The following is an 11,452-nucleotide window of genomic DNA, read 5'->3' on the forward strand; positions in this document are numbered from 1 at the left end:
ATAGTGCATCACTCTGTACTTCGCTCTGGAGGTACGACATGACTGCGCCTGTGCTGGAGGTCGACGGCCTGCGCAAGAGGTACGGCAGACGTCAGGCAGTCGCGGACATGACCTTCGGCATCCGTGCCGGTGAGCTGTTCGGCTTCGTGGGGAGCAACGGGGCGGGCAAGACCACCACGATGCGGATCATCCTCGGCGTCCTCACACCCGACGAGGGGGAGGTCCGCTGGCGCGGCCGCCCGGTCGATTTCGCCGCCCGCAGGCAGTTCGGTTACATGCCCGAGGAGCGCGGCCTGTATCCACGGATGAAGGTCGCCGAACACCTGCGGTACCTGGGCGAGTTGCACGGCATGTCGTCGGCTGCCGCGCGGACGGCGGCCGACCGGTGGGTCGAGCGGCTGGACCTCTCCCGGTACGCCTCCGAGGAGGTCCAGAACCTCAGCCTCGGCAACCAGCAGCGGGTCCAGCTGGCCGCGGCGCTGGTCCACGATCCTCAGGTGCTGGTGCTCGACGAGCCGTTCTCGGGCCTGGATCCGGTGGCGGTGGACGTCATGCACGACGTGCTCGTCGAACGGGCCGCCGACAGGGTGCCCGTCATGTTTTCCAGCCACCAACTGTCGCTCGTCGAGCGCGTCTGCGACCGGGTCGGCATCGTCTCGGGCGGGCGCCTCATCGCCTGCGGCACGATCGAGGAGCTGAGCGAGAACGCCGACCGCCGACTGCTGGTCGACGCCCCGGAGGCGGGCGAGAACTGGGCCGCGGGGCTGCGGGGTGTGTCGGTCGTGAGCCGCGAGGGCTCTCGTACGCGGCTTCGCCTGGCGAAGGGCGCGGACGACCAGCGGGTCCTGCACGCGGCGCTGGCCACCGGGCCGGTCTTCACCTTCGTGTCCGAACGCCCCCCGCTGTCGGATCTGTACCGCGACCTGGTCGCCGGAACCGGCGCACACGGGGAGGACACCGGGCGGACGCCGGACACGGAGACCACGGCAGGCGTCGCGACGACAGTGAACGACACCGACGGGGACGAGACATGAACACTGTGACACCAGCGCCGGGCGACACGCGCGGCCCGGACGTCCCGGACCAGGAGTGCGCCTCCGACCCGGGCGGGGGCCCCTCCGGCCCCCGGGACGGCACCGGCGCGCTGTCGGCCCGCCGGGCGGTCGGCCTGGTCGCCCGGCGGGAGATCAACAGCCGGATGCGGACCAGGTCCTTCGTCCTGAGCACCCTGGGGCTCCTGCTCGGCCTCGGCGTCTACGCCCTCGTGATCCTCCTCGCCAAGGACGGCCCGGCCGAGGTGGGCGTCGAGCGGGAGGTCGCGGCGATGCGCCCGGCGCTCGCCGCTGTCGCCGAAAAGGCGGGGGGCGACTTCGAGTTCGTCACCGTCGACGGCGACCGTACGGACCGGATGCTGCGCGACGGAGACCTCTCCGCCGTGCTCGGCGGCACCGACGGGCGGCTCACGCTCTCCGTGGAACGTGAGGCGGACGAGGACCTGCTCGGCGTCGTGCGCGCCACGATCGCCGAGGAGCGCACCACCCGGGAGCTCGAACGCGCCGGCGTGGACCCTGTGGAGTTCAGGGAGCGCGTGGCATCGGCCACGGTAAGGGTCCACGCACTCGAGCCGTCGGAGAACAGCGCGGCCGAGCAGTTCGCGCTGATCATCTCCTCCACCGGGCTGCTGTACTTCTTCTTCGTCTTCTACGGGATCACCCTGGCGCAGGGCGTGGTGGAGGAGAAGAGCAGCCGCGTGGTGGAGTTGCTCCTCTCCACCATCCGCCCCTGGCAGCTCCTCGCCGGAAAGCTCATCGGTGTCGCGGTCGCCGGCCTGACCCAGCTGCTTCTGCTCGGCGGAGCCGCGGTGGCGCTCGCGCAGGGCACCGGCGCCCTCACCCTGCCGAACGCGGTGGGCGGGTCGCTGGTCACGATGGGCGTCTGGTTCCTGCTGGGCTTCTTCCTCTTCGCCGCCCTGCTGGCCGCAGCCGCCGCGCGGGTCTCACGGCAGGAGGACCTGCAAGGGGTGGTGCAGCCGGTGATGCTGCTCATCACCATGCCGTTCGTGCTGGGCATCGCCCTGCTGAGCAAGGACGCGCACGACCCGTTGATCGAATGGCTGTCGCTCGTACCGCCGCTCAGCCCGATCCTGATGCCGGCCCGCATGCTGCTGGGCACCGCCCCCGCCTGGCAGATCGCTCTCTCCCTGGTGCTGGCGGTCGCCGCGCTGGTGGGGATGACCCGTGTCGCCGGGCGGATGTACGCGGGCAGCGTGCTGCGCAGCGGCTCCCGGGTGCCGCTCGCCGAAGCCCTGCGGCTGCGTTAGTTCCCGCCGTACCCGACCGACCCCCTCCTGTCCCTCAGCCCCTGCTGTCCCCACCCCTCCTGACCCCACCCCCTGCTGTCCCCGGCCGACCCCCTGCCGAAAAACCTCGAAGGAGCACCTCATGAGCATGGCCCTCTGGATCGCCGTCGGTATCGCCGTTGTCGTCGCCGTCGTCGCGGGAATCAAGAAGAGCCGGGGCTGACCCGCCCGATCGGCTCACCCCGAGGGGCTGTGCTTCCGAGTGGTCACTCGGAAGCACAGCCCCTCGGGCCGTCAGAAGCTCAGTTCGCCGGTGGTGCCCCTGCGCAGGGGCGCCACCGCCGTCTCGTCGGCGACGACGACCCCGGTGAAACCGGCGGGCCGGAAGAACCGGCGGGCCGCCTCGCCGACCTGGTCGCGGGACACGCCGTCCAGCATTGGCCCCCAGTGGTGCAACCAGTCGGCACCGACCCCGACATGCAGCAGGTTCGCCAGCCCGGACGCCAAGGCTCCCGGTGACGACATCGCCGTCGCGGTGGAACCGACCGCGTAACTCCTGGCGGCATCGATCTCCCGCGCCGAGGGCGGATCGGCGGCCATGCGCTCCAGCTCTTCCCTGATCACCGCGAGAGCCGCGACGGTGTGCTCGGCAGCGGTGTCGGCCTCGACCATCAGCGTCGATGCCCCCGGCACCGACTCCACACCCGAACCGAGCTGGTAGGCGTACCCCTTGTCCTCGCGCAGGCGCGTGACCAGCCGCGAGGCGAAGGACCCGCCGAAGACCAACTGGGCCAGGTGCAGGGCCGGGTAGCCCGGGTCCGTTCGCGGCAGGGCGGGGGCGGCCAGCCGTATCACGCTCTGGACGGCCCCGGGCCGGTCCACCTGCCGCAGGGGCCCGCCCGGGAACCAGGGCGGCACCTCGGGTACGTCGCCTTCGGGCCCGGGCTCCCACGCCTCGAACAGCTCGGTGACCGAGGCCAGGGTTTCCTCCGGCTCCAGGTCTCCGACCAGCACGAGCACCGCGCTCCTGGCGCCCAGATGCCGCGCGTGCAGTCGAGCCAGGTCCTCCCGCGTGCAGGCGGCGGCCTGTTCGGGCGTCGGCTGCCAGCGGGCGGCTCGCTCCTCGCCGTACCTCCGCCGCAGCAGTGCGTGCTGTGCGAGCGCCGCCGGCTGGTGGGTGGCCAACCGTATGCGGCGTGCCAGCCGTTCGCGTTCGTGGGCGACGGCTTCCTCGGTCAGCGGGGGCCCGACGACGGCTTCGGCCAGCAGGGCGAGTACGGCGGGCAGGCCGTCGGCCATGGTGTGACCGGTGACGGTGAGCTTGCGGGCGTCCGCGGAGGCGTCCAGGGTGGCGCCGTGTGCGGCCAGTGCCGCGTCGTGGTCGTCGGCGCTCCGGTGGGCCGTGCCGCGCAGCAGGAGCTCGGCCAGCAGCTGGCAGTGCGCCACCTCCCCGGGTGCCGTGGCGGCGTAGGGCACGGTGAGCCGGATCTCCACCAGAGGGACGACGGGAGCCGAACACACCACCACGCGCAGTCCGTTGCCGAGGGTGAGGTCGGCATCGGGCAGCGGCAGCCGCCCCCGCGCGACGCCCGCCTCCGGCCGGCCGCCGTACCCGAAAGGTGTTGTCGCCGCACCGCCGGTCATGCCGTCCTCTCCCGTGCGATGTCCCGCGGCACGGCCTGGCGCCCTGGCACGAAGCGCACGACCGCCCGGTGGGAGGACCTGAGCCGGGCGGCCGCCCGGCTCACCTGTTCGCCGGTCACGCCGGCGCGTACGAGCTCCGGCAGCGCATGGGTCAGCTCTGCCTCGCCGAAGAGCGTCTCGCGCAGGCCGAGCAACTGTGCCCGGGTGCCCGGATCACCGAGGTCGCGCATCGCCCCGGCGGCCCAGCGGGCGGTCGTGGCACGCAGCTGCCCGGCAGCGGCCTCGTTCGTCGCCAGCGCTTCCAGCGTGCCGTCGAGCGCGTCCAGGACGTGCTCGGCGCCTCGCTCGTGCTCGTGCACGGCGAACAGCGTCAGCAGATCCGGCCCCACCGTGTCCAGGGGCAGCCCGAAGAGACCGCAGCCCACCGAGAGGCTCGACGCCCCCGCGGCCGCGGTGGGACCTCGGCGCAGCAGGGCGTGTCTGCCCTGTCCGAGCAGCGCCGCCAGGACGAGGTGCGCGAGGTAGTCGGCACGCTCGGTGACCGGGTCCGGCATCCGGTAACCCACCGCCACGGCGGGTGAACCGGCGTGCGGGTCGACGACCGTCAGCCGCCGCTCCTCCTCCGGCGCCGGCTCAGGATGATCGGGCGACCGCACCGTCGGACGCGCCGGCAGGTCCTCGAAGTACCGGCGTGCAAGACGTTCCGCCGTGTGGCGGTCGAAGGCGCCGGTGATGGTCACCACGGCATTTCCGGGACCGTAGTGATCGGCGAAGAACCTTTCGCACAACGCGATGTCGAAGGCGGCGAGGTCGACGGTTTCGCCGTAGCCGTCCCTGACGTTCTCCGGGCGCCGGTGCAGGGCCCGCGGCAGTGCCCAGGGATGAGTTCCGTACGGGCGATTGCGGACCATGAGCCGGATCTCCTCGTCGATCACCGCGATCTGTGTGCGGAGGTTCCCCGCGGAAATACAGGGCGAGCGCATTCGGTCCGCTTCGAGCGCGAGCAGCATTTCCAGTGCGGAGCTGGGTCCGGCGGCATAATAAACCGTCACGTCCTGGCGGGTCCGGGCGTCGCCGAAACCGCCGGCACGCTGTACCCGTGGCAGATAACCCTCGGGCTCGGCGCCCCTGCCCCCGCGGAACATGAGGTGCTCGAAGAGATGCGCCAGGCCCGTACGGCCTTCGGGTTCCGTGCGGAAACCGACGCGGTAGTGCACAGCAACACCGATCGAAGCGCCCACGGGATTCGGTGCCAGCAACACCCGAAGGCCATTGTCCAATACCAAGCGATGCAGCTGATCTCGGCTCATCCCGGCGAGCATAGGACCGGGTCAAGTACCGGTTCAACAGGGGACGTTGACCGATTGCGGACAGTGTCCGCATGCGGTCAACTCCGTTGCCATCACGGCACCGTTCGAGGAATGGTTCTGCCACGGCCGGAACGCGGTTGCCGAAATCGCCGGTCCGGTCACCGTCAGAAATCCGAGAACACGGGAGTCGACATGAACACCCAGTCCCTCATCAGCGGTTACTCCACCTACGCCGCCGCCGACGAGATCGTTCCCGCGGTGGAGGCCCCGGCCGCCACCATCACGATCACCACCTCGTCGCAGGCGTGCATCTCCGCCGCGTCCGCCGTTTCGGCCGTCTCGGTCGACAACACCTTCGACCACTCCTGCTGAACCGCGTGACCCGCTGAGAAAAAGGGGCGGGTGCCCACCGCCGCAATCGGTGGGCACCCGCCCTGTCGCACGAGACCCTGATTCCCGCTCCACGCCGGTCGAATCACTCGTCCTCGTCCGCGTCGGCGTCCTCGACGCCCACGCCGGACATTCCCAGGATGACGGAGGGCACGGCGGACGCGGTCAGCATGAGGGTCGTCAGCAGCGCGGGCATCCGTTCGATCATGTCCGGCTGGTTCTGGAAGACGACCATGAGCAGCACCACGGCCATGCCGGCGCCGACCGCGCACTGGTAGCCGATGAAGGAGACCTGGTCGCGCAGCCCGCGTTCGCGTTCGTCCAGTCCCGCCTGGGGCCGTTCGGCCACTCCGCGGGTCATCGAGCGCAGCACCCCCCACAGCAGCAGCCAGAGCACGAAGGCCACGAGCCACCACGAGTCGGAGAACGCGTTGCCGTCCGAGATGAGTGACAGCACCACCATGACCGCGCTCAGCACGCAGAGGGAGAGCGCCACCGGACGCATGGGACTGCGCGTCAGATCCGTCGTCCCGTTGACACCTTGGCGGCTCACGAGCGGTCCTCCTTGTTGTACAGCTGGGCGGAGAGAGGGGCGAAGGGCTTGCGGTTGAAGATCGCTTCCACCGGAAGCTCGAACACGTCGCTGAGCCGGAACGCCAGGTCGAGACTCGGGAAGTAGTCACCCCGCTCGATGGCACCGATGGTCTGCGGGTGCACCTCCACCAGCCCGGCCAGCGCGACGCGACTGAGGCCCCGCTCGGCGCGGAGCACTCTCAGCTGGTTGTAGATCTGCATTCCCTCGCGATGACTCACTGGGCTCATGGAAAAAACGTAGTAGAAACACAACAGTTCGTCAAGGAACAGCAACAGCTCCGGCAGATGTCAGAGCACCAGCGACATAAGGAAGGTGTCCAGCCGTGACCGCCGACAACGTGCTCCCGAGCGTGCTCGTGCCGAACATGCCGGAGACCCCGGACTCCCTGCGGCCCCACACCGAGCTGGTCCGCGACACCGGAGTGCGCCGCCTGTGGACAGGTCAGTCGCTCAAGGTGGAGGCCCACCAGGCGTTCGCCCACCTCGCCGGCGCCGGCATACGCGTCCCCGTCGGCCTCAGCGTGACCCTGATGCCGCTGCGCCATCCGTACGAGGCCGCCCTCCAGGCCCGCTCGCTCGCCCTGCTGACCGGCCTGCCGGTGGTGGCCGGCTACGGCGTCGGCTCGACGGCGTTCGTCCGCAGCCTCAACGGACGCCCGTTCGCCAGCCCGCGCACGATGGCCGCCGAATACCTGCGCACCGTTCGGGCCCTGCTCGACGGGGAGATCGTCGACCACGCGGGCGACTACCACCAGTTGCAGGGCCGGTTGATCCCCATGGAGCATCCGCACGTGGAGGTCGGCGTGGGCGTGCTGCGCCCCAACATGGCCCGGACCGCCGGCGGTGTCGCCGACGTCGCCATCACCTGGATGACCCCGCCCGGGTACATCGCCGAGACGCTGCTGCCCGCCCTGGAGGAAGGGGCCAAGGACAGGGACAGGGACACCCGCTGCCGGGTCGCGACCGTCGTCCATGTCGCGGTGGAGCGCGAAGGCAGGGACCCGCACGTGCTCGCTCACACGGCTGCCTCCGGGCACCTCACCATGGAGCACTACACGGACATGCTGCGCCGGGCCGGCGTGCCCGTCGATCCGGCGGACCCGGTGGCCGGTGCCGCCGCCCTGGTGGACAGTGGCACGTACCTGTACGGCTCGGCCGACCACATCGCCGCGGAGCTGGAGAAGTACCGGAACGCCGGCGTGGACGAGGTGATTCTCAACTGCGCCGGAGTGCTGTTCACCGAGGGCCAGTCAGCGGCGTTGCGGGACACCCGGGAGATCATCGAGGCGGTCGGGCGGCGGAACGGTGGCTGAGCCGGTCGCTTCCGAGCCGGCAGCGCCCGCGGGGCCGCCGGACACGGGGCAGCCTCCCGACACGGAGCCGGTCACCGTACGCGAGTACGGGACGCGCTATCTGCGGATCACCGTGCGCTACCACGGAGCCGCGGGATTCAGCTGGCTGCGCGCCCCGGGACCGGCCCACACCGCTCCACAGCGCCTTCCCCCGGCGGAGGCCGGCGCGGCACTGCGCCGCGTCGACAGCGCCGTCGGTACGGCCGCGGCCGGGACCCGCAGCACCGCCGAAGCTCCGCGCGGCGCCCGGCTCGCCCTGGGCGAACCGGCCGTCGGCTGCGCACGGGACGGGGCGCCCCTGGCGGGCTCGGGCGTGCTCTACCGCGTGCCCGGCGCCGTCTCGGTGGCACGGCTGCTGCCCTCCGGAGACGACACCGCCTTCCGGCTCTCGGTCGACGCGCTGGCCGATCTGGGCAGGACCCTGCGAAGGCTGCACCAGGAGCCGTGGGACCTCCCGGAACGACCGCCCCACCCCGGAGTGCGACGGCTCATGGCCTGGCTCTCCGGGGAGGAGGACGCTCCAGGAACGTCCCGGCTGCGCACGCTGGCCCGTACCCGGCTCGGTCCCTCCCTGTGGGCCCGGCTGACGGACTGGTCCGGGGCCGCGGACGCGCCACCCGGAGGCGGCACGGTCCTGCTGCACGGAGCGCCCAGCACCGGCTGGCTGGTCCCCTCCACTGCCGGTGGCCACACCGCCCTGCTCACCGGCGAAGAGGTCACCGGAGGCGACCCGGCCCTCGATCTCGGCTGGACCCTCGGCGAGTTGCACGAACTGCGCGCCGCCGCCGCCCGGGGCCTCGGCTCCGCCGGAAAGGGCCCGCGGGTGGACTACCCGGCCGCGGCCCACGCTCTGCTCCGCGGTTACACCGGCGGCGACGGCACCGCCGCCGTCCCGCCGGGCACCGCACGCGCGGCCACCCTCCGGCTGGCCGTCCACATGCGGGACTTCGCGTCGTTCGTCGGCTGGCACGAGGACCTGCGCCACTACTGCGACCTGCTGGCGGAAGCACTCAGCGAGGACGGCACTCCCTGCCTTCGCTGGCCCGCGCCACGGTCGTCCGCCGGGGGCGCCCTTTCGGAGACGTCCCCGGGAATTCCGGCACATCAGAAGGGATCGGACCCATGTCACGCACGATGAAATCCCTGGCGGGCGCCGCGCTGCTCGCCCTGGCGCTCTGCGCCCACGGCACGACCGCCCACGCGGCCGAGGGGTGGTCCGTCTCCCACGCGACGGCCTCCGCCTCGGGAACGACCCAGTCAGTGGACTCGGGAGGGCTGTGGCCTGACACCGCCGTCGAGGGAGAACTCCGCAACACCGGCTCCGGGTGCTACACGCTCTGGATCCAGTGGACGGTGGACCTGACCGTGGGACCACCGTTCAAGATGGGCACGCAGTGCGGCGCAGGTTCCGTCCCGGTCCGCTTCCAGAAGCCGGGCGGCCTGGGGACGACCTGGGTGAAGATCTGCCGCGACACGCAGCACACGGACTGCAGCCCCATTCAGTACGTGTGACGAGACGGGCCCACGCCGGTCCAAAGCCGCGCCGGCCCCTCCCCGGAGACCGGGGAGGGGCCGGCGGCTGCCCGTTGCCGGCTCTCCGCCGACCGCTGGGGTCAGCTGCCGGCGGCGATCGTCGTCGTCGCCGTCACGGCGACGATCACCGCCAGCGCCTCCTCCGCCGCCCGCACGACCTGGCGCACCGCCGTCGCGGACCACTGGCCGTGGGAAATGGCCTCCATGGCCTCCCGGACCGCGCGCGCATCGGAGTCCGGGAAGGCCAGCCGGTGCAGCTTCGCGCCGTGCAGCAGGGCGACCAGGGACGCCGTACGCTCGTCCGGCGCCGCTCCTCGAAGGACGGCCGCGTCGAGCCGCTGCCGTACCGCCGCCTCCGCCGAACCGTCCGCCTCGGGATAGCGGCGCACGGAGAAGAGGCCGAGCACCTTCTTCTTCTCCTCCCGGACCAGACCCTTCTCGATCAGGCCCCGGTTCGCCCAGGCGGTCGCGTCCGTCTTCAGCCGGGTGATCCAGTCCCTGGTTCTGCCCGGCCTGTCCCTGCCGGCGATGTCGGCGAGTGCCGTGTCCAGGGCGGGGTCACCCAGCGGCGTGGCGTCGACGACCGTCACCTTGTCGTCGGTCACATCGATCCGGCCGGCCAGCGCCAGCTCCACCAGCAAGGCAGCGGAGACCGCCGGCGCCACCTTCGCCGACTCCTTCGCCGCGCCGGACTCGTCGTCCAGCGAGAGAAGCACGAGCTGCTCGCCCAGAGTCGTCGGGGTTTCCGTGGGGGGGTGCATCGGTGTGTGCATGCCCACAGTCTCCGTGATCGACCGCTCACCCGGCGAAGGAGTGGCCGGTAGCGGTCAGTGGTTGCGCGGGAAGCCCAGGTCCACGCCCGCCGGGGCGTCGGCCGGGTCCGGCCAGCGGGTGGTGACGACCTTGCCGCGGGTGTAGAAGTGCGTGCCGTCGTTGCCGTAGATGTGGTGGTCGCCGAAGAGCGAGTCCTTCCAGCCGCCGAAGGAGTGGTAGCCCACGGGGACCGGGATCGGGACGTTGATGCCGACCATGCCGGCCTCGACCTCCAGCTGGAAGCGGCGGGCCGCGCCGCCGTCCCGGGTGAAGATCGCGGTGCCGTTGCCGAACGGGGAGGCGTTGATCAGGTCCAGGGCCTCCTCGTAGGTCTCGGTGCGCAGCACGGTCAGCACCGGGCCGAAGATCTCGTCCTGGTAGGCCTTGGCGGACGTGGGCACCTTGTCGAGCAGCGAGATGCCGATCCAGTGGCCGTCCTCGAAGCCGTCGACGGTGAAGCCGGTGCCGTCCAGGACGACCTCGCAGCCCTCGGCGGCGGCGCCCTCGACGTAGGAGGCGACCTTGTCGCGGTGGACCTTGGTGATGAGCGGGCCCATCTCGGAGGCCGGGTCGTTGCCCGGGCCGATCTTGATCTTCTCTGCGCGCTCGCGGATCTTCTCCACCAGCTCGTCGCCGATCGAGCCGACGGCGACGACCGCGGAGATGGCCATGCAGCGCTCACCGGCGGAGCCGTAGGCGGCCGAGACGGCGGCGTCGGCGGCCGCGTCGAGGTCGGCGTCGGGCAGCACCAGCATGTGGTTCTTGGCGCCGCCGAGGGCCTGGACACGCTTGCCGTTCGCGGAGGCCGTGGTGTGGATGTAGCGGGCGATCGGGGTCGAGCCTACGAAGGAGACGGCCTTGACGTCCGGGTGCTCCAGCAGCCGGTCGACGGCCACCTTGTCGCCGTGGACGACGTTGAAGACACCGTCGGGCAGGCCCGCCTCGGCGAGCAGTTCGGCGATCTTGATGGAGGCCGACGGGTCCTTCTCCGACGGCTTCAGCACGAAGGTGTTGCCGCACGCGATGGCGAGGGGGAACATCCACATCGGCACCATCGCCGGGAAGTTGAACGGGGTGATGCCCGCGACGACGCCGAGCGGCTGGCGGATCGAGGAGACGTCGACGCGGCTGGCGACCTGCGTGGACAGCTCGCCCTTCAGCTGCACGCTGATGCCGCAGGCCAGGTCGACGATCTCCAGGCCGCGTGCGACCTCTCCGAGGGCGTCGGAATGGACCTTGCCGTGCTCGGCGGTGATCAGCTCGGCGATCGCGTCCCGGTTGGCGTCCAGCAGGGCGCGGAACGCGAACAGGATCGACGTGCGCTGGGCCAGCGAGGACTGGCCCCAGGTCAGGTAGGCCTCCTTGGCGGCGGCGACCGCCGCGTCCACCTCGTCGACCGAGGCGAACGCGACCTTCGTCGTCACCTCGCCGGTCGCCGGATCGGTGACCGGCCCATGCGTGCCCGAGGCGCCTTCGACGGTCTTGCCGCCGATCCAGTGGTTGACGATCTTCGTCAT

General features: G+C 71.4%; 12 protein-coding genes. 6 read left to right on the forward strand and 6 right to left on the reverse strand.

Annotated elements, in window-relative coordinates; translation table 11 throughout:
* The first annotated feature begins 38 nt into the window (after positions 1-38).
* Positions 39-1,034 (forward strand): ABC transporter ATP-binding protein, encoded by a 996-nt coding sequence (locus tag ACZ7EG_RS03495; protein WP_471071586.1) that lies wholly within the window; start codon positions 39-41, stop codon positions 1,032-1,034.
* Positions 1,031-2,320, forward strand: a complete 1,290-nt coding sequence (locus ACZ7EG_RS03500) for an ABC transporter permease (protein WP_471071589.1) — start codon at positions 1,031-1,033, stop codon at positions 2,318-2,320. Before ACZ7EG_RS03495 ends, ACZ7EG_RS03500 begins: the two co-directional genes overlap by 4 nt.
* A gap of 273 nt (positions 2,321-2,593) precedes the next feature.
* Here the strand turns inward: ACZ7EG_RS03500 and ACZ7EG_RS03505 are convergent, their stop codons facing one another.
* Together ACZ7EG_RS03505 and ACZ7EG_RS03510 are read right to left on the reverse strand one after the other, a co-directional pair.
* The gene (locus tag ACZ7EG_RS03505; RefSeq protein WP_471071592.1) at positions 2,594-3,943 is read right to left on the reverse strand and encodes a M16 family metallopeptidase; all 1,350 of its coding nucleotides are present in this window, start codon (positions 3,941-3,943) and stop codon (positions 2,594-2,596) included.
* Positions 3,940-5,265, reverse strand: a complete 1,326-nt coding sequence (locus tag ACZ7EG_RS03510; RefSeq protein ID WP_471071595.1) for a M16 family metallopeptidase — start codon at positions 5,263-5,265, stop codon at positions 3,940-3,942. Before ACZ7EG_RS03510 ends, ACZ7EG_RS03505 begins: the two co-directional genes overlap by 4 nt.
* A gap of 180 nt (positions 5,266-5,445) precedes the next feature.
* On the opposite strand from ACZ7EG_RS03510, the gene ACZ7EG_RS03515 reads away from it, so the two are divergent.
* The gene (locus tag ACZ7EG_RS03515) at positions 5,446-5,625 is read left to right on the forward strand and encodes a hypothetical protein (RefSeq protein WP_159030605.1); all 180 of its coding nucleotides are present in this window, start codon (positions 5,446-5,448) and stop codon (positions 5,623-5,625) included.
* Positions 5,626-5,728: 103 nt separating this feature from the next.
* Here the strand turns inward: ACZ7EG_RS03515 and ACZ7EG_RS03520 are convergent, their stop codons facing one another.
* Together ACZ7EG_RS03520 and ACZ7EG_RS03525 are read right to left on the reverse strand one after the other, a co-directional pair.
* Entirely contained in the window at positions 5,729-6,196 is a 468-nt protein-coding gene (locus ACZ7EG_RS03520; RefSeq protein WP_471071598.1) for a hypothetical protein, read from the reverse strand.
* Positions 6,193-6,465, reverse strand: a complete 273-nt coding sequence (locus ACZ7EG_RS03525) for a helix-turn-helix transcriptional regulator (protein ID WP_471071601.1) — start codon at positions 6,463-6,465, stop codon at positions 6,193-6,195. The genes ACZ7EG_RS03520 and ACZ7EG_RS03525 overlap by 4 nt, the downstream gene beginning before the upstream one ends.
* A 95-nt stretch (positions 6,466-6,560) precedes the next feature.
* Between ACZ7EG_RS03525 and ACZ7EG_RS03530 the strand changes: the two genes are divergently transcribed.
* From ACZ7EG_RS03530 to ACZ7EG_RS03540, 3 genes are read left to right on the forward strand one after another with little or no spacing between them, the layout of a single operon-like run.
* Positions 6,561-7,550 carry an LLM class flavin-dependent oxidoreductase gene (locus ACZ7EG_RS03530; protein ID WP_471071604.1) on the forward strand — a complete coding sequence of 330 codons (990 nt, stop codon included), beginning with the start codon at positions 6,561-6,563 and terminating at the stop codon, positions 7,548-7,550.
* Complete coding sequence (locus tag ACZ7EG_RS03535; RefSeq protein WP_471071607.1) at positions 7,543-8,727, forward strand: phosphotransferase family protein; 1,185 nt, start codon at positions 7,543-7,545, stop codon at positions 8,725-8,727. The genes ACZ7EG_RS03530 and ACZ7EG_RS03535 overlap by 8 nt, the downstream gene beginning before the upstream one ends.
* Complete coding sequence (locus ACZ7EG_RS03540) at positions 8,712-9,101, forward strand: hypothetical protein (RefSeq protein ID WP_471071610.1); 390 nt, start codon at positions 8,712-8,714, stop codon at positions 9,099-9,101. Before ACZ7EG_RS03535 ends, ACZ7EG_RS03540 begins: the two co-directional genes overlap by 16 nt.
* Positions 9,102-9,202: 101 nt before the next feature.
* Here ACZ7EG_RS03540 and ACZ7EG_RS03545 read toward each other — a convergent pair whose 3' ends face one another.
* Both ACZ7EG_RS03545 and mmsA read right to left on the reverse strand, forming a co-directional pair.
* Positions 9,203-9,895: a GOLPH3/VPS74 family protein gene (locus ACZ7EG_RS03545; RefSeq protein WP_471071613.1), complete on the reverse strand. Its 693-nt coding sequence runs from the start codon at positions 9,893-9,895 to the stop codon at positions 9,203-9,205.
* Between the two features lie 54 nt (positions 9,896-9,949).
* On the reverse strand, positions 9,950-11,452 hold the full coding sequence (gene mmsA / locus ACZ7EG_RS03550) for a CoA-acylating methylmalonate-semialdehyde dehydrogenase (RefSeq protein ID WP_471071616.1): 1,503 nt from the start codon (positions 11,450-11,452) through the stop codon (positions 9,950-9,952).

The organism is Streptomyces sp. NPDC037100 (genome assembly GCF_055606225.1).